This window comes from Streptomyces sp. NBC_01508, assembly GCF_045040315.1.
Taxonomy (GTDB): domain Bacteria; phylum Actinomycetota; class Actinomycetes; order Streptomycetales; family Streptomycetaceae; genus Streptomyces.
The window spans coordinates 2,840,692-2,862,383 of record NZ_CP109419.1 but is presented as its reverse complement, the minus strand read 5'-3'; the positions used below and the strand labels follow the sequence as shown (position 1 = coordinate 2,862,383).

Here is a 21,692-nt window from a genome sequence, read left to right as displayed (position 1 = left end):
TCAGGAACGGTGGCCACCGCGCTTGGCGGTAAAAATGGTCCAGACCATTCGAGTTGTCAATACCTCTGACAGGAGATTCCGGCAGCGGGAGGATTCGCTCAGTGACGGTCGGAAGCGGGCGGAGGGTGAGGCGCCGGGGTGAGCAGGCGGCGGTATGTGGCCAGAGGAGTGCCGGGCGGGTACCGGGTGTGGGACAACCGGGGGCGGCGGTGGTGGGGGGAGCTGTACGAGCTCTGCCCCGACCGCCTCCTCGACGAGCTGAACGGCGCGGCGGACCCCGGGCGGATCACCGCGCTCCTCAAGCACTACCGGGCGCTCAGGCGGTAGTTGAGTGTGCTGCCCTCAATCGCCGGACGGGCCGCACACGCGGCCCGTCCGGCGATCGAGGACGAACCGGCCACCCGGACGGACCCGGCCAACCACCCCGGCCAACCGGCTAGTCGTCCTGGAGCCGTTCCGCCGCGTACCCCGCCACGACCCCCACCACCAGCACCGCGTTCGACATCAAGATGCCCTCGGCCGCCAGGTCCTGCCACTGCATCACCATGTTCAGCGCCTGCGCGGCCACCCCGACCGCGCAGACCGCCAGCACGTGCTGGACCTTCGTGTCGCGGAACGGCTCGCGGTGGCACCGGCCCGCCGCCCAGGTGGCCAGGGCTATGCAGAGCGCGTTGGGGAGGTGGATCAGCATCAGTCTGCCGTTGAAGGTCTCCAGGTTCTCCGAGGTGACCAGGTGGTCGTTGACCAGCGTGGTCTGGAGGTACTCCGTCAGGAGCAGGACGACGATGCCGGCCGCCCAGGCGCGTGCGAGCGCGAACACCGCCGCCCCGCGACCCTCGTCCCGCGGGGCGGATGCCCCTGGGTAGTAGCCGTACCTCGTCATCGCCAACCGCCTCCGTGAGTGCTCGTGCTGTCGGTCCGGGGGCGGGAACCTGAATCCCGCCCTCTCAGACCACCGTGAAAAGAAGAACCGCCGTGAAGCCCGCCGCCGCCAGCCCGCAGCCCGCGACCAGCACCCCGTACTGGAGCACCGGCGACCAGTGGCCGCGGCCCGCGACCGTCGCGGTGCGTTCCGGGGCGGCCGGGTCGTACGCCACCGTGACCGGGTCGCCGACCCGTATCGACCGGCTCGCCAGATCCTCGAACTCCAGCTGCCGGCCGTCCGGCGTACGGAAGGCGAAGAAGTGCCGCTGCGCGTCGGAGCGGTTGTAGGGCTCCTGCTCGATCCGCACACAAGTGCCTTCTGCCCGAATTCCCTTTCGCAGCGCCCGATTCACGCCCGAAAGGCGACGCGCGTAGTGCGTTGCCAGCCAGCCGAAAAGCAGAATCATGCCGCCGAGGAAAAGGTAATCGCCGCCCGGAACGTCCATGGTGGACCGCCTAATTGACCGTGATCGAGTCGATGATTTTCTTCAGGTCGCCTTTGCTGAGTCTGCCTTTGACCGCGTCGACACGTACGGCGTACGTCTTGTCGCCGGCGTCCAGGCCCGCGATGATCACGCCGGCGACCCGCGTGCCGGCCTTCGGATCGAGCACCCCGCCCGGAGTCCCCGCACCGGAGTCGGCCGCCGAATCCTTCTGGGTGAATTCGAAGTCGATCCGCCGGGCCTCTTCCTCGCCGTCCGGGCCGGAGACCTTGATCTCCTCCTGCTTCCCGAGCGTCGAGCCGAGCGCGACCCCCGCCTCGGCGCCGATCGCCGCCTCCTCCACCGAGTCGGCGTCCGTGAAGTCGAGCTGCACGGTGATCATGCCGATGGTCCCGCTGTTGTCGGAAAGCGTCGCCGCCGCCGCGTTGTACTTGCTGCGCTCTGCGGCGCTCTGCGGCTCGAACGCCGGCGGACGCGCCACCGTGACGGCCGGGGTCTTGAGCGTGCCCCAGCCCTCCGGCACCGTGCCGCTCCTGGCCTGCGTGCCGCACCCCGCCGCGAGCAGGAGCGTCGCGAGCGCGGCGGACGCGGTCGCGAAGGCCGCCCGTCCGCCGGGGCCGGCCGTCCTGTCTCTCGTCTTGCCGTTGTTGCCGCTCATGGCGTGTGTGCTCCTGTCCCCGGGATCAGTTCGCACAGTAGCTGTACGGGACATAACTGCGGTTGTTCCCCTGCGGCGCACCCAGGAACTGCGCGTCGTTGAGGTTCTCCTCCTTCTTCTCGGTGGAGACCGAGAAGCCGAAACTCAGACCCAGGTTCAGCTCGAACCCGTACTCCGCGGCATCGGTCTGGCCGGTGTAGGTGTTCTTGCTGGACAGGCCCTCGTCGAAGAGGAGCCGGCCGAACGGGTCGTCCGCGCCGGGTCGCTTCGTCGGTGCGTGGTCGTCAAACATGTACGCGAACGGCGCCGTGTTGTCGCCGGTGCCGTCGAGCCACGCCTGCGCGATCGCGCGCTGCTTCGCACCCTCGGCGCCCGGCTTGAGGACGACGGAGTTGGTGACGACCTCGATACCCGTCTCGTTGTCGGTGCCGCTCACGCCGCCGCTGCCGCCGCGCTTGTCCTTGTCCGTCTTGCCGTTGTCGCCGCCGACCGTGACGCCGTCCTTCGTGGCGCCCTTCTCGACGGTGCGCGTCATGTCGATACGCAGCAGCTCACCGGTCGTCTTGTCGTGGCTGACCGTGATGGTGCCGGTCTGCGTGGTGGTCGCGCTCGAATCGCCGCTGATGGGCCCGGCCTCGTAGCCGGCCTTGCCCGAGTACTCGATGGCGGCGCTGTACGTGTACGCCTTGAGGTTCCGGTAGTTGTTGTCGGTCCAGGTCACCTCGGGCGAGAACTTGAAACTGCCGCCGAGCGTCGCGCCGAGCTTCTTCTCGTCACCCGCCGACAGCTTCATACCACCGGCGGCACTGGCCTCCAGACCGACCTTGCCGTAGCTGATGTGCCGGTCGCCGAGCTTCTTGTCGATGCGCTTGCGGAGCTGCTCCTCCTCGTACATCGGACCGCTGTCGAAGAAGTACGCGATGCTGTTGCCGAGCCCGCCGCCGCGCGAGTTGGCGTGCCGGTTGGTCAGCTCGTACGTCTTCAGATCCTCGATGTCCTCGCGGAACTTGGCCGCGTCCTCCTCGCTGTCGAAGACCCAGGTGTCCCCGTTGGTCACCTTGATCCCGGCCCCCAGCTCGACGCTGTCCGAGCCGAACTTGCCGACCTTCGCGCCCGGCTTCCAGTCCTTCTTCGCGGCGACGGACGCGGCGTCGGTGAAGGTCATCATCACCTGCTGGTCCTTGTCGTCGACCTTGCCGTCCTTGTTCACGTCGCTCTTGGACTGGAAGGTCTGCTGCTGGAAGCCGTACTCCTCGCCCCACTCGATGAACAGCAACTTGCCCTTGGCGCCTGCCTTGTCGCTGATCGAGGAGATCTGGCAGAGCGGCGGCTCGTAGTCGGCATCGGTCTTGGGGGCGGCCTGGTTCTCCTTGCCGTTGCCGGGGCTGCACGGTCCGAACGTCACCAGGCACTTCAGCTGTTCGGCGATCGTCCCGTCCACACCGGTACCCACCAGTGCTCCCGCGACGGCGGCCACGACCACCACCATGCCCACGTACTCGGTGGCCGAGGTGCCGCGGTCGCCCCGTGGACCTCCGCGTACCGGTTCCCGTCTCATCCGACCGTCCCCCTCGGTGACCGCACAGCTCTTTCGTATGCGGAATCGGATTCGGAGCGTACGGAGGGTCCGGACCCGGTGGCGTGGGTCCGTGGACCCAACCCGGACCCAAAGAGGACCAGTTGTCTGGTGGGTGCTGTTGGCGTCGGCTAGTTTCGAGTTCAAATGAAACATGGGTTAACGCCTGACTGCTTCGCCCGATTTTGGTGGTGCCTACGATGTACGGGCCGTATCACTGACATCGGTGAGGTGTTCTCTGTGCCCTAAGTCGTGGATAAAGTGCTGACCAGTAGTCGCAGTTGAAGTCGGAGGACTACACGCAGGGCGGCCCGAACCGGGGCCGCCGAACACCGAGCAGCGGTACCCAGCAGGACGAGAACCGCGGCCGCCGGAACTCCGGCGGCCGAGCCGAACGGGGATTCAGGTGTCAACCGCCATAGCTGTCACCAGTCATGACCTGGTGCTGCCGCCCACCGACCAGCAGACGCCCACCGCGGCTCTGTTGCAGGCCCCCGATGCCCAGCCCCTGGAGGCTGCGCTCGCGGACATGCAGGTGCTGGTGGAGCAGCACGGTTATGTCGTCGCGGTGTATCCCGCCTCCATCCCGGTGGCGCACGAGCGGCGGCTGCACACCGTCCGTTCCGTACTGGAGAGCGACCGCATCGCCCTGCTGAAGCTGGATCTTCCGCCGCTCGGTCTCGCCGTACTCGTGCGGCAGCTGCGGCAGTTGTCGATATGCGACTTCAGCGCGGGGGTCGTCGCTTCGGCCGCCCGGCTGCTCTCGCACTACATCCACGCGGGTGCCGTCCTCAACTCGGTCACCAAGCTCGACCGTGTCCCGGTCAGCCTCAAGTCGCACGCCAAGTCCTGGGTGCCGGGCTCCCAGTTCGGCGTCCTGGCCAACCCCGATCCCCAGCTGATCAAGATCGGTTCCGGCGAGCTGACCGGCCCCGAGTTCGGCACCCAACTCCTGGTGGGAAAGGGACAATTGCAGACGGACTGGGTGACCGCGACACTCGCGCCGGCCTGGCGCGTCCAGGGTGTCCAGGAGATGGCGCTCCTCGCGGATTCCCCCCGCTGGTGGGGTACGTCCAAGATGATTGAATTCGCGGCGTTCCTGCCGGACATCTCCGTTCTCTACCAGCTGGTCTCATCCGTACGGCGAGAGGTCTGTTCCTGGTGCGGTCTCGAACTCATCGGTGATCGTTGCGGTTTCTGCTCGGCTCCGCTCTCCCCGGCAGAGAACCAAACCAACGGTTCAGGTGTCCTGAATCAAGGAACACCAACACGCCACGGGTCCTAACCCGCCCGCCAGGCGGTCCGTACGGGCCGGAGGTGGTGGCCGGAACCGCACGGCCACCCGCCCCCACCTCCTCCTCGTCACCGTGTCCGCCCCGTCAGTCCCCGTCCCACGTCTCCGAACGAGGTTGTCCCGCTCATGAATTCACGGCAACGCCGCGGCATCATTCTTCTGCTCCTCTCCGTCCTCTGCGCCTTCGGCGCCTTCGCCGGCGTGCTCTCGGTGATCAGCGACGTGAATTCGAAGGTCGGACCGGAGGTGCCCGCGTACCGGCTGAAGGCGGATGTCGCTCCCTACACGGCGCTGGAGGAGGGGCAGTTCGAGAAGATAGAGATGCCCAAGCGCTGGCTGTCGGACAACGCGGTCACCGACCTCGCGCTCGTCAACGGAAAGATCGCGGTCACCCAGCTCAAGAAGGGGTCGCTGCTCCAGGACGACATGATCGTCAAGCGGCCCGCGCTCGCCAACGACGAGCAGGAGATCGCGATCATGATCGACGCCGCGACCGGCGTCGCGGGCAAGATCAACGCGGGTGACCTGGTCAACATCTTCGCCACCTTCGCCGCCGAGAACGAGGGCGGCAAGGCGGAGTCCCGGATCATCGTGCCCAACGCCAAGGTCATCGACGTCGGTTCACTGACGCCGCTGGAGCCCAAGGAGGACGACCGGGGCAGCAACACCGGCCCCAAGTCGGCCGTCCCGATCACCTTCGCCCTCAAGACCAAGGACGCCCAGCGCGTCGCCTACGCCGAGTCCTTCGCACAGCACGTACGCCTCGCCCTGCTTCCCGACGACAGCCCCACCACGCTGCGCCCCGGGGAGAGCACCTACACCCTCGAAGGGGACAAGTGAGGGACGAATGACGACCAGAATCCTTCCGGTCGTCGGTGATGCCGACGCCGCCCGATCAGTCACCACCCTGCTCAGCCAGCTCCCCGACGCGGAGCCGGCCGGGCCGGTCGGTGATTCCACCTCGCTGATCGACACCCTGGCCAGGCTGGCCGCGGAGTCGATCGACGAACTGCCGGAAGTGGTTCTGGTACATGAGCGGATCGGTCCCGTCCCAGCTCTTGAGCTGATCCGGGAGGTGGCTCTGCGCTTCCCGGCGGTCGGGGTCATTCTGGTCACCGCCGACGCGAGCCCCGGCCTCTACTCGGCCGCGATGGACTCGGGCGCGCGTGGACTGGTCGGACTGCCCCTGTCGTACGAGGAACTCGCCCAGCGCGTCCAGGCGGCCGCCGCCTGGTCCGTGGGCGTACGGCGCCATCTCGGCCACGGCGGGGACGTGTTCACCGGTCCCGGTGGCACCGTCGTCACGGTCAGCGGGGCGAAGGGCGGCGTCGGTACGACGGTGGCCGCCGTCCAACTCGCCCTCGCCGCCAAGGCGTCGGGCAGGACGGTGGCGCTCGCCGACATGGACCTCCAGGCCGGCGACGTCGCCTCCTACCTGGACGTGCAGTTCCGCCGCTCGATCGTGGACCTCGCCACCATCCAGGACATCTCGCCCCGCGTGCTCCAGGACGCGGTCTTCACCCACCACACCGGCATCGGGCTGCTGCTCGCGCCGGGGGAGGGGGAGCGGGGGGAGGAGATCAACGACCGTTCCGTACGCCAGATCGTCAGCGCGCTCCGTAACCGCTACGAGGTCGTGATCATCGACTGCGGCACGCAGACGACGAGCGCGAACGCGGCGGCCATCGAGATGGCCGACACCACCCTGCTGCTGACCACGCCGGACGTGGTGGCGGTCCGGGCGGCCAAACGGATGGTCAAGCTCTGGGACCGGCTCCAGATCCGCAAGGCGGAGGAGACGACGATCGTGGTGAACCGCTACATGCGGAACACCGAGATCCAGCCGCCGCTCATCGAGAAGATCACCAGCACCAAGGTGTCGCGGGTGGTCATCCCGGCGAACTTCAAGGAGCTGCACGCGGCGGTCGACGCGGGCCGGATGCAGGACCTTGAGGCCAAGTCGACGGTGAAGCAGGCGCTTTGGGGGCTCGCGGGTGAGCTGGGACTGGTGAAGACTCCCGAAGGCGCGGAGAAACAGGGGAAGTTCAAGGGAGACCGGGGCTCGGTCGGAGTGCGACGCGGACGATCCAAGTGACCGGGACGGCTGCGGGGACCAGAGGGATGACGAGGCTGAGGGGGCACGTTGAACCATGAGCAATCCACAGATACGGAGAGACAGGCGCGGGGTACTCGGTGGCCACGGGGCGCGGAACGTGGGCGGGGCTCGCGGCGCACTCGGTGACCGCGGACAGGCCGCCATCGAGTTCACCGGGATGGTGCCGATCATCCTGGCCACCGCCGTGCTGCTGTGGCAGGCCGCACTGGTCGGCTACACCTTCTCCCTCGCGGGCAACGCGGCCGACGAAGCCGTACGGGCCGGGACCGTGGCCGACTCGGTGACGCGTACCCAGGCGTGCCGGGAGGCCGGCGAGAAGGACCTGCCGGACGCCTGGGACTCCACCATCGTCTGCCGGACGGACGGCGATCTCGTGAAGGCGGAGGTCGACCTCGAAATCCCGTTCCTCTTCCCCGGTTCGCTCAATCTGGGGTTCACCACCGTCCCGGGCCGGTCGGCCGCCGTAAGGGAGAGCTGACGATGCCGAAGCGATTCCCGCGCACCGAGGCCCAGTTGACGACCAGGACCGGGACCGGGGCCACGGTCAGGACCAGGACCAGGGCCACGGTCAGGACCACGGCCGAGGACAAGGGCCAGGCGGCCATCGAGTTCGCCGGCCTCATCACCCTGCTGCTCCTCGTCGGCCTCGCCGCCATACAGCTCGGCATCGCCGCGTACGCCGTCCAGCAGGCCGGCACGGCGTCCCGCGCCGCCGCCCGCGCCGCCTCTCAGCAAGACCCCGGTTACGCCGAGGTCGGCAGATCCTCCATGAGCGACTGGCTGGGCGAGAACGCGGACATCGGGCCGGCGAAGTACTTCGGCGACGAGATCACGGTCACCGCCGAGGTCCCCGTCCCGTCGATCGTGCCGCTCTTCGACTTCCCCGAAGCCAAGAGGAGCGCCACGATGCCCCGCGACTGACCGAGGCAGCGCACCCGCACCACCCGAGCACCACACCAGCACGACCAGGGAGTTGAGGACATGAGCCTGAGGGCGCGCATCAACAGCCCCGAGCCGACGAACGGGCTGAGCGAGGAGAGCCTGCTCGTCGGCGTGTACCGGGGCAAACTCCTTGAGGAGATCGACCTCGCGGAGATGTCCGCCCTGGCCGCGGCCGAGCGCCGGGCGAGGCTCGAACGGGTCCTCGGTCACATCATCAGCCGCGAGGGCCCCGTGCTCTCCTCCGGCGAGCGCTCCCAGCTCATCCGCCGCGTCGTCGACGAAGCCCTCGGCCTCGGCATCCTGGAACCCCTGCTCGAAGACGCCTCCATCAGCGAGATCATGGTGAACGGCCACGAGCAGGTCTTCGTGGAGCGCAGCGGCCGGCTGGAGATGCTGCCGATGCGGTTCACCTCCAACGAACAGCTCATGCAGACCATCGAGCGCATCGTCTCCACCGTCAACCGCCGCGTGGACGAGGCGAATCCGATGGTGGACGCGCGACTGCCGTCCGGCGAGCGCGTCAACGTCATCATCCCGCCGCTCTCCCTGAGCGGCCCCATCCTCACGATCCGCCGCTTCCCCCGCGCCTTCACCCTCCAGGAGATGATCGCCCTCGGCTCGCTGGACGACCAGATGATGATCCTGCTGTCCGGGCTGGTGCGCGCGAAGTTCAACGTGATCGTCTCCGGGGCCACCGGTACCGGCAAGACGACCCTCCTCAACGCCCTGTCCGGCCTCATCCCGGACGGCGAGCGCATCGTCACCATCGAGGACTCCGCCGAACTCCAGCTCCAGCAGCAGCACGTGATCACGCTGGAGACCCGCCCCGCCAACGTGGAGGGCAAGGGCCAGGTCACCATCCGTGACCTCGTCCGCAACTCCCTGCGTATGCGCCCCGACCGCATCATCGTCGGTGAGGTCCGTGGCGGTGAGACGCTCGACATGCTCCAGGCGATGTCCACCGGCCACGACGGCTCGCTCGCGACCGTCCACGCCAACAGCGCCGAGGACGCGCTGATGCGACTCCAGACCCTGGCCTCCATGTCGGAGGTCGAGATCCCCTTCGTGGCGATCAAGGACCAGATCAACAGCGCCGTCGACGTCATCGTGCAGCTGACCAGGCACTCCGACGGATCCCGCCGCATCACCGAGATCGCGATCGTCGACTCGCACGGCCGTGAGGAGTACCGGATCGTCTCGGTCTGCCGCTACCTCGCCCAGCCCATGGCCGCCGACGGCCGGATCCATGGCCACTTCGAGTACTACCCGCTGCCCCGCCGCATCGCGGAGCGCCTCTACATGCGCAGCGAACCCATTCCGCCCGCCTTCGGCGTCGCCGAGTCCGAGGAGCAGCTCGCGCTCCGTAAGTCGGCCGCCTGACCGCGGGATCGCCGGCCACCGGCGCCCCGCCACCGTCCCTGCCCGCCGCTCACCCAGAAGGTCCCCGCACGACATGGATAATCTTCCGCTCCTGACGATAGGCATCACACTGCTCACGTGTGTGCTCGGCGTCATCGGCGTGCACGTCTACTCGGCGGGCAAGGCCCAACGGCAGGTGCTCGTCGACCGGATGTCCCAGACGGGCCAGATGGCGGCGATCGGCGGCCGGCGACAGCGGTTCACCGGCATCGACCGGCGGCTGCGCAGGACCGGCATCGGCAAGCGCGTCGAGCGCAAGATCGCTGTGACCGGCCTCGATCTGACGGCGGGCGAATACGCCGTCTACGTGGTCGCGGGTCTGCTCGCCCTCTACTTCGTCGTCGGTGCCGTCTTCGCGCCGTTCTTCGGTGTGCTGGCGGCGCTCGTCGGCGTATGGGGCGGCAACGCGTTCCTGAACTGGCAGCGGGTCAAACGGACCGAGGCCTTCATCAACCAGCTGCCCGAGCTGACGCGCGTGCTGGCCAACGCCACCCAGGCGGGCCTCGCGATGCGTACGGCCCTGGTCATGGCGGCCGAAGAACTCGACAACCCGGCCGGCGAGGAACTGCGCAAGGTCGCCGACCAACTGGCCGTGGGCCACTCCCTGGACGACGCGCTCGGCGAACTCGCCGAACGGCTGCCCTCCCGTGAACTCGTCGTCCTCGTCACCACGTTGATCCTCTCCAGCCGCGCCGGCGGCCAGGTCGTCAGCTCGCTGCGCAACCTCACCGAGACGCTGGAGGAGCGCAAGGAGACCCGGCGAGAGGTCAAGACGATGCTCTCCCAGATCCAGGTCACCGCGCTCGCCGTGCCGATGCTCGGCCTCGGCTTCCTGCTGATGATCAACGCCACGACCCCCGGTGCCCTCGACAAGATGACCGGTTCGGCTCTCGGGCAGTTCGGCACCGTCCTCGCCTTCGGCCTCTACGCCGTCGGCTTCTTCTTCATCCGCCGCATGTCCCGCATCCAGGTCTGAGAAAGGAGGGCACACACGTCATGGAACTACTGCTCTCGGCCCTCATGGGGCTCGCCGTCTACGGCGTCTTCCACGGCATCCGGCTCTACCGCGCCGACGCCAAGCTCCCCGGCGACCTGGCCGTGGCCCTGGAGATCGGCGCCAGCCGCACCACCGCGGTGGGCTCCGGCATCGACCGTATGGGCATGCGCTACGCCCCGTCCGTACTGCGGATGATGGGCCCCAAGCGCGTCGACGCGCTGCGCCGCCGACTCGACATGGCGGGCAACCCCGGCGGTATGACGGTGGACCGGTACGCCGCCCGCCGGGCCGTCTACGGCGCACTCGGCACGATGGCCGCGCTCTCCCTGGTCGTACGCGGCCAGACGGTCATCGCGGTCGTCGCCTTCGCCTACGGCATGGTCTGGACCGACGTCATCATCCGCAGCGCCATCCGCCGCCGCCGCGCGGACATCGAGCGCACCCTGCCGGACTTCCTCGACGTCCTGGCGGTCGTGGTCTCGGCGGGCCTCGGATTCCGCCAGGCCCTGGAGCGGGTCGCGGAGAAGTACAAGGGTCCGTGGTCGGACGAACTGCGCATCACCCTGCGCCAGATGGACATGGGCGTGGGCCGCCGCGAGGCGTTCGACCAACTGCGCAAGCGCAACGCCTCCGACCAGGTGTCGATGTTCGTCACCGCGCTCCAGCAGGGCGAGGAGCTGGGCGCGCCCATCGTCGACACCCTGATCCAGATCGCCAACGACATGCGCCGCACGGACGCCCAGAACGCCCGGCGGAGCGCGGCACAGGCCGTCCCGAAGACCACGCTCGTCGTGACCATGGTGATGCTTCCGGCCACCATGATCCTGATCGTCCTCAGCTTCTACTACGGTTCCGGCGTGGACTTCGCGGAGATCCTCTCCGGAGGCTGAGGCGGCGCGTGCGCCGGACACCGGACCCACACCGAGAGACCGAGACACCGAGACACCGACACACACCCGAGCGGGAGGTGACCTCCATGGCCCCACGGACCACGACTCTGACCGGTGGAATCCGCAGCGAGATCCCGAGTTCGGCGACCACGCCGAACCACATCCCGTCGCTGCCGATCCAGGTCAACGCCCTCCAGGCGCTGTGCCGTCAGACGTTCGGCTTCCGGATGGCGATGATCGTCCTGGCCGCGCCGTTCGCCCTCGACCGCACCGCGGCGGGACTCGCCACCTGGCTCGTCGGCTCCTCCGTGCTCGTGACCTTCATGGTGTCGTACGTCCTGCTCCGGGACTGGGAACGGTTCGGGCCGATCCTGCTGCGCCACCCCTCGCTGCTCGCCATAGACATGCTGTTCGGCGCGCTGCTGCTGGTCACCGCCTCACCGGACTCCACCCTCGCGTACGTCACCATCTGTACGCCGCTGCTCGCCGGACTGGTCTACGGCTGGCGCGGCGCCACCCTCTTCGCGGTGCTCCAGTCCCTGATCGTGGCCGGCGCCTACGCCGTCAACGCCGAGGTGGAGGTGGCCTTCAACGCGCTTCTGCTGCCCGGCCTGTGCGTCATCGCGGGGGCGATCGGCAGCACGCTGCGCAATCTGATGCTCGGCTTCGGCACCGCCAGCCAGGCGCTCACCGAGGCCCGCGCCCGGCTCGCCGTCACCGGCGCGGTCGAGGAGGAACGGGCCCGGCTCGCCCGCGAGATGCACGACTCGGTGGCCAAGACCCTGCACGGTCTGGCCATGGCCGCCGACGGGCTCGCCAGCACCGCCGACCGCATGGACCCGCTCACGGTCAAGCACCAGGCGGAACTCGTCGCCCGCTCGGCCCGCCGCGCAGCCGCCGAGTCCCGCGAACTCCTCTCCGACCTGCGCCGGGAGTCCGGCCTGGACGGCGGCGTCGACGTCGTCGCCGAACTCCGGGCGCGAGCCGAGGACTTCACCCGGCGCCACGGTGTTCCGGCGTCCTTCCGCCGGCTCGGCGCGACGGTGATGCCGCCCATCCCGCACGCCGTGGCCAGACACGCGCTGACCATCGCCACCGAGGCCATGGAGAACGCCAAGCGGCACGCGCACCCGACGTACGTCGACGTATCGGCGGGCGTGGTACGCGACGTGCTGCGCATCAGCGTGTACGACGACGGGCAGGGCCTGCCCGAGGGCACCTCGCTCGAAGACCTCAGGCGGGCGGGCCACTTCGGCCTCGTCGGCATGGTGGAACGCGCGGCGTCCATCGGGGCCCGGATCCGCATCGGCAGAGGCCGGGCGGCGAAGGGCACGGAAGTACGGCTGGAACTCCCGCTCAACGCTCTGGGCCTGCCCCGGAACGGACAGCCGCAGCAACCCGCACCACTGCTCAACTGATCCGCTCGCACCTCGCACCTCGCACCTCGCACCTCGCACCTCGCACCACCCGCACCACCCGTACCAACCCACCGTTCCCACCATGGAGAGGAGGCCGCAGCCATGCCGGACGACGTCTCACGGAGTTCCGGGCAGCACTGGACGCAGCAGTCGCACGTATCGCAGCACTCGTCCTCGCACGCCACACCGCTCAGCTCGGAGCACACCGCAGGAGTCCCCTCGTCAGCACCGCCGGCGGCATCCGGAGGGTTCCCCGCCCTTCCGGCGTCGATGCCCACGGCGCCCGCGCTGCGTGTCGTGATCGCCGACGACAATCCGGTCGTACGGGCGGGTCTGACCGTCCTGCTGTCGGGCCGCGACGACATCGAGGTCGCCGCGGAGGCGGCCGACGGCCGCCAGGCATACGAACAGACCGTTCAACACCGTCCGGACGTCGTCCTGTTGGACGTCCGGATGCCGGGTGTCGACGGGATCTCCGCCCTGCCGCACCTGGTGCGGCTCGCACCGGTGCTCATGATGACGTACAGCCGGGAGAGCGAGATCGTCCATGAGGCGCTGCGGCTGGGCGCGGGCGGCTATCTCGTCCACGGCGAGTTCACGGCCGACCAACTGGTCGCCGCCGTAAGGGACATCAAGCAGGGCCGGGCACACTTCACACACTCCGCGTCCAGCGCGCTGCTGGCGAGTGTGCGCGGCGGCGGTGGCGCGGACCCGGGCGCCGGAGCGCTTCCCGAGGGACTCGGCACGGCGTTCACCGGCCCCGGCTACCAGCCCGCGCAGCCGGGTCATTCATCTGCGAACGCACACGCCGGTCATGGGCATCCGCCGTACGTTTCTCCGACAAACCGTCAAGTAACACCCGGAGATCGAGAGTTGAACCGGCAACAATTTGCTCCAGGGCCTTCGCTTTCGCAAGCGAATGTGGCACATTCTCCTCAAGGACAGGCGATGCCGGGGATGCCCGGCGCAGCCGGGCCGACCGGGTCACCGGAGGGCCTTTACTCGGAGCTGAGCCAGCGGGAGGTGGAGATCATGGACCTGATCGCGTCAGGAATGACCAATCAGCAGATCGCCTCCGCCTGCTTCATCAGCCAGAAGACCGTCAAGAACCACATCAACCGCATCTTCGCCAAACTGAACGCGGGAAGCCGGGGCGAGGCAATCGCCTTCTGGCACGGGGCACGAGGGGGGTCGGCCGGTCGTGGCTGAGCGTGCTGAGGGCCGTGCGGGCCGTGCCGGTCGTCGCAGGGGGATTCGGGCCCAATCCGTTGATTGGGCCCGGAGTTGGGCCTTGGGACCTATGTCGTGGGGTGTTGGGGCGTCGTATGTTTCTCATGTCGCCAGCGAGTCCGGCCGGGAGGAAGCCGGAAGCGTGGGCGGCACCAAGGATTCGTACGAGTCGGCCGATATTCGGCCGGCCGGCACCGAAGGGGATTCTCATGTCGAACGTCACGCTGAAGGCCGCCACCAACGTGAAGCTCTACGTCGGTACGTGGGCGAACACAGCGGTCACGGCGATGAAGCGTCGCAGCGACAGGGGTCAGGGCGCGGTCGAGTACGTGGGCGTCATCGTCCTGGTGGCGCTGATCATCGCCGCGATCGTGGGCTCGGGTGTCGCGGAGGACATCGGCACCGGTCTGTCGGACACGGTCACCGAGATCCTCAGCGGCGAGGGGTGATCCGCACTCGTTGCGAGTCAGGGCAGGCCGCTCCCATCTATACAGCGATGGTGGCCGGCCTGCTCTTTCTCGCGCTCGCGTTCTTCGCGGTCGGTCAGGCGGGCGCCACACGTAACGGCGCCCAGTCCGCGGCGGACGCGGCAGCACTCGCGGCGGCCCAGGAATCCCGGGACCAGTTCCGAGAAAACCTCCTTGGCAACCTCTTCGAGCCCGGCTACCTGGACGACATCTTCAACGGCCGTCCCCTCGGGACCTTCAACGGCTGTGCGGCAGCCGGTCGGTTCGCCGACAAGAACGAGGCGAACCTGGACACCAGCAAGCTCTCGGGCGGCTGCACAGTGACGGGTGACGGCAGGTGGGCCTTCAGGGTCGACGTCGTCACCAAGGAGCCGATGGGGGACAGCGTCCTGCCGGGCACCGAGGACAAGAAGGCCGAGGCGCACGCCACGGCGGTCGTCGTGCCTCGATGCACCTTCGAGCCGGCGGAAGAAGACGGCGTGCCCGAAGAGGAGCCCGAAGAACCTGGTGAGCCCGGCGAGGATGAGGAGGAGCCCGTTTCCCTGGGCAAACTCTTCTGCGATGGCAAACCGGGTCTGAGTATCGACCCGGTGGATTTCGTGCTGCCTGACATGTCTGTCCTGTTCTCCGTCCGACTGGCCGAGGACTGACCGCGAGTGAACGCAAAGGAACAATCACTGATGAATATGCGGCATGGAACGAAGGCCCGGAGGGCTGCGGGAAGCGCCCTCGCGGCCGTGGCGCTGACCGTGTCCCTGACGGCGTGCGGCGGCGGAGACGACGGCGGGAGCGACGAAGCGGGCAAGTCCTCGTCCTCCGCGCCGGCCGCCGACAAGTCGCAGGACGACGGCGGGAACACGGTGCCGGACACCAGCCAGACGCTGGCGACCGTCAACGGCAGCGATGGATTCCAGGTCGTCATCCACACCGCCGCGCGTGACGAAGGTGGATTCCTCACCGTCACGGGCACGATCAAGAACACCGCGGACAAGAATCAGGGCGTTCCCATCGAGTGGAACGGCAAGGAAAGCAAGGTCCAGCGGACAGGCCGTTCGCTGGCGGGCTTCACCTTGATCGACAAGGCGGAGAAGAAGCGCTACTACGTGCTGCGGGACACCGATGGCCATCCGCTGACGAGTACCGGTATCAGCCGCGTAGAGAGCGGTGCCAGCGAGACGTTCTTCGCCCAATTCCCCGCCCCGACGGACGGGACGACACAGGTCGACCTCCAGATGCCCACGATGCCCACCGCGACGATTGAGATCTCCTGATGCGGGCCATGACGCCGCGCACGGGCAGGTCTCGCGTACGACCGGCAGCGACAGCCGTCGCCGCGGCTGTTCTGTTCACCAGTGTGCAGTTGACCATGGCTTCCAGTGCTTCGGCTGACGAGACGCCCAGTACCCCACCGGGCACCGAGTCGACTCTTCCGCCGCCCGAGGTCGATGCCAATAGCCCCGGTCTCAAGCTCCGTGACGGCGCGACTCTGGCTCCGGCGAAGGTGTTGCCCATCATTTCGGTCGTCGAGTCCGAGGGTGGCGAAGAGCGCCGCGAAGACACCAGCGAGAGTGTGAAGTTCGCGCTCCAGGCCGAGGTTCTCTTCGGCAAGGACAGCGCCAAGCTCTCCGGCGCGGCGAACTCGCGGATCGCCGCCGTCGCCGCGGAGATCGAGAAGCAGGGCGCCAAGAAGGTCCGCGTCTTCGGCTTCACGGACAACCTGGGCTCGGCCGCCCATGGCGACGTGCTCTCCAAGCAGCGCGCCGAAGCCGTGCACGGAGTCCTGGAGAAGGAGCTGGCCGCCGCCGGCATCACGTACGAGATCCGGGGCTACGGCGAGCAGTTCCCGATCGCGGACAACAGCGATGAAGAGGGCCGCAAGAAGAACCGTCGCGTGGAGGTCTCCTTCCCGCGCGGTGAGGCCGACAGCTCCCAGAACTGATCGCCTCGCACGACGCAGCGCTGCCCCGGCCGTCCACCGCTCGGACGACCGGGGCAGCGCTGTGTCGCGTCGGCACACAGGCACCGTCCCGGGGTGGGGCCCAGTCCGTTGTTTGGGCCCGGGGTTGGGTCTTGGGGCCCATGTCGTGGGGTGTTGGGGCGTCGTATGTTTCTCATGTCGCCAGCGAGTCCGGCCGGGAGGAAGCCGGAAGCGTGGGCGGCACCAAGGATTCGTACGAGTCGGCCGGTGTCCGGCCGGCCGGCACCGAAGGGGATTCTCATGTCGAACGTCACGCTGAAGGCCGCCACCAACGCCAGGCTCTACGTCGGTACGTGGGCGAACACCGCTGTCACCGCGATGAAGCGTCGCGGCGACAAGGGTCAGGGCGCGGTCGAGTACGTGGGTGTCATTGTCCTGGTGGCGCTGATCATCGCCGCGATCGTGGGCTCGGGTGTCGCGGAGGACATCGGCACCGGTCTGTCGGACACGGTCACCGAGATCCTCAGCGGCGAGGGATGATCCGACCGACTCGTTGAGTGAGTGAGTACAGGGCAGGCCGCATCCATCCCCGGCCAGGGTGGTGGCGGACCTGCCCTCTCGCGTTCCCGGGGACGCGAGGCACCCTGCTTTGAGCCCTCTGTTGGGCCCTGGGGCCCATGACCCGGCCCGATTCGGCGTCGTAGCGTCGCGGGTATGTTGCCATCGGGGGTAGTACGTCGGGTTCGTCAGATCCGTCGTCGGGTGCGGCGGGTTCTGCCGCGTACCGACGTCCGGTTGATGGGCGCTCTGCGCAGGTCACAGCGGGGCCAGGGGGCCATCGAATATGTCGGCCTGATCGTCGTGGTCGCGGCGATCGTGGGCGCTTTGGTGGGTACGGGCGTGGGGCCGGCGCTCGCTGACGGGATCAGTACGCAGGTCTGCAAGATCACCGGTGGTGGCGACTGCGGTGGTGGCAGCGACAGCGTCGCTGAAGGCGATCAGGACGATCAGGGCGGTGAGGAAGTCCCGCCCGGTGAGCCCGCGGCGGAGGATCCCGCTTCCGACACCGGCAACGACAGTGGTGAGAAGTCGCAGGCGGAGCTGGACTACGAGGCCGCGCTGAAGGAGCTTCAGGACGCCCAGGCGGCCGAGAAGAGTGACAGCGACAAGGCGAAGGAAGCGGCGAAGGAGCTCGCCAAGATCCTTGCCGATGAACTCGGCATCACGGACGCCCTGGACTGCATCACCAAGGGCGACATGGGCGCCTGCACCGAGACGCTGATCAACGTGCTGACGAGTGTCGTGGGCGGGGCCGTGGGCAAGTTGGCCGCGAAGTACGGCGCTCCATGGAAGTGGAAGAAGGCCGTCGAGCTGGTCAAGAAGCTCAAGAAGCACGGCGGTGACCTGTACGACGGTCTCAAGGGCCTGATCAAGAACCGCAAGCGCGTCGATCAAGCCCAGGACAGACTTGACGACGCGAAGCGGAAACTCGACGCCGAGAAGCCGAAGAAGCCCGACGAGAAGCCCGACGACAAACCGGACGACAAACCGGAGACCTGCGCCGTCAAACACAGCTTCCTGCCGGGTACGCCGGTGCTGCTGGCCGACGGCAGCCGGATGGCGATCGACAAGCTCAGTGCCGGGATGCGGGTCGTCGCGACCGACCCGAAGAGCGGCCGGAGTGAGGCCCGCGCGATCGAGCGGACGATCACCACCCACGACGACAAGGACTTCACGCGCCTGACGGTCCTCACGGACTCGGGTGCCGAGGTGCTGACGGCGACCGACACGCATCCGTTCTGGCTGGCGGACCGTCAGCGCTGGGCGGACGCGGGTGACATCAAGGCCGGGGACGGCCTCCGTACCCCCGCCGGCACGTCTGTGCGCGTCACCGACGTCGACCGCTACACCAAGCGGCAGACCACGCACGACCTCACCATCAACGGCATCGCCACGTACTATGTCGTCACAGGCGACACACCGGTCCTGGTGCACAACAACGACTGGTGCACCGATGAGGAGCGACTCGAAGACGCCGGCGACATCGCCAACGGGCACGCGGGCGACAAGCACGCGACGGACTTCCCCGGCGTATCGCCGAAGGAGCTGGGCGACCTCGCCACCGACGTCATGACGAATCCGTCGCGGACCAAGCCCCTGGGCAGCGGTCGGAAGGCGTATCTCGGCAAGGACGGCACGACCATCGTGATTCATGATCCGATGCACCCGGACGGCGGAACGATCTTCCGCCGGGACCCGGCATCACTGGACGACTACTGGGCGGAGCTGAACTGATGGCGGGAGACGAAGTGGCGGCGAGCGCGCTGCTCGCCGAGGACGAGACGGCGCTGCTGCGGCGGGCGCTCCTGGAGTGGGGCGGTCCCGCCCGGTGCGGCGATCAACTCGCCGTCGGCATGGGCTTCGAGAGCGCGCGTGACCTGTTCGGCCAGTGTCCCCGGCTGCGCCGCGCACTGGCGGACGACGTGCCCCTCGCCCCGGTCGACTGGGCGCGGATCCTGCTGGCCGTCGAGATCGTCTTCATCAGCGACCTGGCGGGCACGGGCTACGAATGGTCGACCACCACCGGACTCAGTGACGAGACGACGATCCAGACGCTGCGGTCGATCCAGCGGAAGCTCGGACGGACCGTCAGGCCGTACTACGGGCGCACCCCGAGCGACGCGTGACGTTCCCGCGGAACCGCGCGGCCCACTCCCGTAGTCCTGTATGAGCAGAGGCTGACGTACTGGGGGAGTGGGTCGTGCATCGTTTGCGGCACAAGTTGCGCAGGGCGGCTCTGCCGCGCACGGGGGTGCGATTGCTGGGTGCGTTACGCCGGTCGCAGCGGGGCCAGGGGGCCATCGAGTACGTGGGTCTGGTCGTCGTCGTGGCGGCGATCGTGGGCGCTTTGGTGGGTACGGGCGTGGGGCCGGCGCTCGCTGACGGGATCAGTACGCAGGTCTGCAAGATCACCGGTGGTGGCGACTGCGGTGGTGGCAGCGACACCGTCGCGGAAGGTGACCAGGACGATCAGGGCGGCGAGCAAGTCCCGCCCGGTCAGCCCGCCGTGGACGACCCCGCCGTGGACGACCCTGCGGCGGAGGATCCCGCGGCGGAGGATCCCGCTTCCGACACCGGCAACGACAGCGGTGAGAAGACCCAGGCCGAGTTGGACTACGAGGCCGCGCTGAAGGAGCTTCAGGACGCCCAGGCGGCCGAGAAGAGCAACGGCGACAAGGCGAAGGAAGCGGCGAAGGAGCTCGCCAAGATCCTTGCCGATGAACTCGGCATCACGGACGCCCTGGACTGCATCACCAAGGGCGACATGGGCGCCTGCACCGAGACGCTGATCAACGTGCTGCTCAGCGTTGTCGGCGGGGCCGTGGGCAAGCTGGCGAAGAAGTACGGCGCTCCATGGAAGTGGAAGAAGGCCGTCGAGCTGGTCAAGAAGCTCAAGAAGCACGGCGGTGACCTCTACGACGGTCTCAAGGACCTGATCAGCAACCGCAAACGCGTCGGCGAGGCCCAGGACAGACTTGACGAAGCGAAGCGGAAACTCGACGCCGAGAAACCGAAGAAACCCGACGAGAAGCCGGGCGACAAACCCGAGAACTGCCCCGTCAACCACAGCTTCCTGCCGGGTACTCCGGTGCTGCTCGCCGACGGCAGCCGCATCCCGATCGAGACCGTACGGACCGGCCAATGGGTCACCGTCACCGAGCCGTCCAGCGGCCTGACCACCGCCCGTCGCGTCGTCCGTACCATCACCACCCACGACGACAAGGACTTCACCCGGCTGACGGTCCGCTCCGGCTCGGGCACCGCGGCCCTTACGGCCACCGACACCCACCCGTTCTGGCTGAGCGACCAGCGGCTCTGGGTGGACGCCGGGGACATCCGGCCGGGCGCGACGTTCCGTACGTCTGCCGGTGGGGCGCTCCAGGTCCTGGATGTCGACCGCTACACGCGTCAGCAGACGACGTACGACCTGTCCGTCGAGGGCATCCACACGTATTACGTGGGTGTCGGCGCCCGGGAAGCCCTCGTCCACAACAATGACCCGTGCGACAACCCGGATTACGACCCGGATCCGAAGTACGGCATCACGCAGAAGAAGCACGGGGAAATCGACGACCGCTACGGCATCGAGGTCGCGGATGGCGTGGACTACAACGTCCAGCGCATCAAGTCCAAGGACCGGCCGGTGGAGGGCGAGACCCCCGAGAAGACCGCGAAGCGGCTCAAGAACGCCGATGACCACATCATTCCGGGCACGAACGGCGATCCGACGAAGATGGCCGAGTACTTCGCGCAGTTCCGGAAGAAGGAATTCACCCATCACGACTCCCGGCCGCCGGACCCCGACAACCCCAATTCTCAGGGGGACGCTCTCTACGATGAAAAGAGGGGCGTTGTGATCATCAAGAACGGCACGATGATCCACGGCTACAAAATGACCCAAGAAAAATTCGACGAGCTCTACACCGAGGGAGCGAAGCGCAACTGATGATCAACGAGGTCGAGATCCGGCGCGGCCGGGAGAACGGACAGTACGTCCTGATGGTGGACGACCGTCAGTTCCATCTGTTGCGCCGGGCGGTCATCGTCTTCTCGTACGAGGAGGAGTCCGCCGTCGTCCGGGCAATCGTCACCGGCTCCGAGGACGTCATACTCGCGGAGCCGCTCCAACTGGACGCGCGTTACGGCGATGTGGTGCCGGGACCGGTGGAGCTGACGTTCGCGCAGCTTCACGCGGTGTACGGGATCCTCACCTCGCTGCCGACCGTCGACTGGGCCGAGGAAGAGTTCGTCGAGCGGGTCGGGGACTTCCGCGAGAGCGTCCTGCGGATGGCGCTTGTCCTGCGCTCGGGGCTGCTCAGCTCGGGGCTGCCGGTATGAGGAATCGGGTGCCGGTCAGCCGTACCGGCGGCGGCCTGGAAGCTCGCCTCGCGCCTTCTCAGCTTGAACTGCTGCGCCGCGCCACTGAGGCGTTCGACGTGCTCGTTCCCGACCCGCAGGAGCGGCGGTTCGTCCTGGGCGAGGGGGGCGCGGGCCTGGTGGCGCTGTTCGCCGTCGAGCACGACCCGAATCACTCCCTGTCCCTGTCCGCGACGGAACCCCAACTGCGCGCGGCACACGCGCTGTTGACGACGCTGCTGGCCATGGTCCCGTCGGAGCGCGCCTTCATGGAGCGGGTCGGCTTCTTCCGGGAGAACGCGGCGGGCGTGGCCCTCGGCCTGCGCCGCGGCGTCGGCGCGGCGACGCCCGCGGAGCCGGACGCGTCGGACACGTCGGACACGTCGGCCCGGTCGGACGCGTCGGCCGGGTCGAGGGAGCCGGGGGAGTGACGTGCCGGCCCTGATCGCAGATCCGACGCGCGGCAGCCGAGGCCGTCTTCCG

At 68.1% G+C, this 21,692-nt stretch carries 25 protein-coding genes; 21 read left to right on the top strand and 4 right to left on the bottom strand.

Annotation, left to right across the window (positions count from 1 at the left end):
- The first annotated feature begins 138 nt into the window (after window positions 1-138).
- On the top strand, window positions 139-327 hold the full coding sequence (locus tag OG700_RS12910; RefSeq protein ID WP_405612996.1) for a hypothetical protein: 189 nt from the start codon (window positions 139-141) through the stop codon (window positions 325-327).
- A 109-nt stretch (window positions 328-436) separates the two neighbouring features.
- Here OG700_RS12910 and OG700_RS12905 read toward each other — a convergent pair whose 3' ends face one another.
- The 4 genes from OG700_RS12905 to OG700_RS12890 all read right to left on the bottom strand — a co-directional run bounded on the left by OG700_RS12905 (window position 437) and on the right by OG700_RS12890 (window position 3,583).
- Window positions 437-883, bottom strand: coding sequence for a hypothetical protein (locus tag OG700_RS12905; protein ID WP_405612994.1), 447 nt, complete (start codon window positions 881-883; stop codon window positions 437-439).
- Window positions 884-947: 64 nt separating this feature from the next.
- Window positions 948-1,331: a DUF3592 domain-containing protein gene (locus OG700_RS12900; protein ID WP_405612992.1), complete on the bottom strand. Its 384-nt coding sequence runs from the start codon at window positions 1,329-1,331 to the stop codon at window positions 948-950.
- A 49-nt stretch (window positions 1,332-1,380) separates the two neighbouring features.
- On the bottom strand, window positions 1,381-2,025 hold the full coding sequence (locus OG700_RS12895; RefSeq protein ID WP_405612990.1) for a hypothetical protein: 645 nt from the start codon (window positions 2,023-2,025) through the stop codon (window positions 1,381-1,383).
- Window positions 2,026-2,050: 25 nt separating this feature from the next.
- On the bottom strand, window positions 2,051-3,583 hold the full coding sequence (locus OG700_RS12890) for a hypothetical protein (protein ID WP_405612988.1): 1,533 nt from the start codon (window positions 3,581-3,583) through the stop codon (window positions 2,051-2,053).
- Window positions 3,584-4,007: 424 nt separating this feature from the next.
- Between OG700_RS12890 and OG700_RS12885 the strand changes: the two genes are divergently transcribed.
- From OG700_RS12885 to OG700_RS12790, 20 genes are all read left to right on the top strand, one after another.
- A complete protein-coding gene (locus OG700_RS12885) occupies window positions 4,008-4,886 on the top strand; it encodes a hypothetical protein (RefSeq protein ID WP_405612986.1) in 879 nt (292 codons plus the stop codon).
- A gap of 135 nt (window positions 4,887-5,021) precedes the next feature.
- Window positions 5,022-5,735, top strand: coding sequence for a Flp pilus assembly protein CpaB (gene cpaB / locus OG700_RS12880; RefSeq protein WP_405612984.1), 714 nt, complete (start codon window positions 5,022-5,024; stop codon window positions 5,733-5,735).
- 7 nt (window positions 5,736-5,742) lie between these two features.
- Window positions 5,743-6,990 (top strand): CpaE family protein, encoded by a 1,248-nt coding sequence (locus OG700_RS12875; RefSeq protein ID WP_405612982.1) that lies wholly within the window; start codon window positions 5,743-5,745, stop codon window positions 6,988-6,990.
- 55 nt (window positions 6,991-7,045) lie between these two features.
- The gene (locus OG700_RS12870; RefSeq protein WP_405612980.1) at window positions 7,046-7,489 is read left to right on the top strand and encodes a TadE family protein; all 444 of its coding nucleotides are present in this window, start codon (window positions 7,046-7,048) and stop codon (window positions 7,487-7,489) included.
- Between the two features lie 2 nt (window positions 7,490-7,491).
- A complete protein-coding gene (locus OG700_RS12865; protein ID WP_405612978.1) occupies window positions 7,492-7,932 on the top strand; it encodes a TadE/TadG family type IV pilus assembly protein in 441 nt (146 codons plus the stop codon).
- A 60-nt stretch (window positions 7,933-7,992) separates the two neighbouring features.
- Window positions 7,993-9,333: a CpaF family protein gene (locus OG700_RS12860; RefSeq protein ID WP_405612976.1), complete on the top strand. Its 1,341-nt coding sequence runs from the start codon at window positions 7,993-7,995 to the stop codon at window positions 9,331-9,333.
- 73 nt (window positions 9,334-9,406) lie between these two features.
- Window positions 9,407-10,348 carry a type II secretion system F family protein gene (locus OG700_RS12855; RefSeq protein WP_405612974.1) on the top strand — a complete coding sequence of 314 codons (942 nt, stop codon included), beginning with the start codon at window positions 9,407-9,409 and terminating at the stop codon, window positions 10,346-10,348.
- A gap of 20 nt (window positions 10,349-10,368) precedes the next feature.
- Window positions 10,369-11,259 carry a DUF5936 domain-containing protein gene (locus OG700_RS12850; protein ID WP_405612972.1) on the top strand — a complete coding sequence of 297 codons (891 nt, stop codon included), beginning with the start codon at window positions 10,369-10,371 and terminating at the stop codon, window positions 11,257-11,259.
- Window positions 11,260-11,345: 86 nt separating this feature from the next.
- Complete coding sequence (locus tag OG700_RS12845; protein WP_405612970.1) at window positions 11,346-12,677, top strand: sensor histidine kinase; 1,332 nt, start codon at window positions 11,346-11,348, stop codon at window positions 12,675-12,677.
- Window positions 12,678-12,779: 102 nt separating this feature from the next.
- The gene (locus OG700_RS12840; protein WP_405612968.1) at window positions 12,780-13,886 is read left to right on the top strand and encodes a response regulator; all 1,107 of its coding nucleotides are present in this window, start codon (window positions 12,780-12,782) and stop codon (window positions 13,884-13,886) included.
- A 230-nt stretch (window positions 13,887-14,116) separates the two neighbouring features.
- Window positions 14,117-14,356: a hypothetical protein gene (locus tag OG700_RS12835; RefSeq protein WP_405612966.1), complete on the top strand. Its 240-nt coding sequence runs from the start codon at window positions 14,117-14,119 to the stop codon at window positions 14,354-14,356.
- A 47-nt stretch (window positions 14,357-14,403) separates the two neighbouring features.
- Complete coding sequence (locus OG700_RS12830; RefSeq protein WP_405612964.1) at window positions 14,404-15,024, top strand: pilus assembly protein TadG-related protein; 621 nt, start codon at window positions 14,404-14,406, stop codon at window positions 15,022-15,024.
- Between the two features lie 30 nt (window positions 15,025-15,054).
- A complete protein-coding gene (locus OG700_RS12825) occupies window positions 15,055-15,645 on the top strand; it encodes a hypothetical protein (RefSeq protein ID WP_405612962.1) in 591 nt (196 codons plus the stop codon).
- 8 nt (window positions 15,646-15,653) lie between these two features.
- Window positions 15,654-16,313, top strand: a complete 660-nt coding sequence (locus OG700_RS12820) for an OmpA family protein (protein ID WP_405612960.1) — start codon at window positions 15,654-15,656, stop codon at window positions 16,311-16,313.
- Window positions 16,314-16,592: 279 nt separating this feature from the next.
- Window positions 16,593-16,832 (top strand): hypothetical protein, encoded by a 240-nt coding sequence (locus OG700_RS12815; RefSeq protein WP_405612958.1) that lies wholly within the window; start codon window positions 16,593-16,595, stop codon window positions 16,830-16,832.
- 258 nt (window positions 16,833-17,090) lie between these two features.
- Window positions 17,091-18,587 carry a polymorphic toxin-type HINT domain-containing protein gene (locus OG700_RS12810; protein WP_405612956.1) on the top strand — a complete coding sequence of 499 codons (1,497 nt, stop codon included), beginning with the start codon at window positions 17,091-17,093 and terminating at the stop codon, window positions 18,585-18,587.
- Window positions 18,587-18,979 (top strand): hypothetical protein, encoded by a 393-nt coding sequence (locus tag OG700_RS12805; RefSeq protein WP_405612954.1) that lies wholly within the window; start codon window positions 18,587-18,589, stop codon window positions 18,977-18,979. The genes OG700_RS12810 and OG700_RS12805 overlap by 1 nt, the downstream gene beginning before the upstream one ends.
- Window positions 18,980-19,110: 131 nt before the next feature.
- On the top strand, window positions 19,111-20,799 hold the full coding sequence (locus OG700_RS12800) for a Hint domain-containing protein (protein WP_405612952.1): 1,689 nt from the start codon (window positions 19,111-19,113) through the stop codon (window positions 20,797-20,799).
- Window positions 20,799-21,191 carry a hypothetical protein gene (locus OG700_RS12795; protein ID WP_405612950.1) on the top strand — a complete coding sequence of 131 codons (393 nt, stop codon included), beginning with the start codon at window positions 20,799-20,801 and terminating at the stop codon, window positions 21,189-21,191. The genes OG700_RS12800 and OG700_RS12795 overlap by 1 nt, the downstream gene beginning before the upstream one ends.
- Window positions 21,192-21,199: 8 nt before the next feature.
- Window positions 21,200-21,640, top strand: coding sequence for a hypothetical protein (locus tag OG700_RS12790; RefSeq protein WP_405612948.1), 441 nt, complete (start codon window positions 21,200-21,202; stop codon window positions 21,638-21,640).
- The last annotated feature ends 52 nt before the right edge of the window (window positions 21,641-21,692 follow it).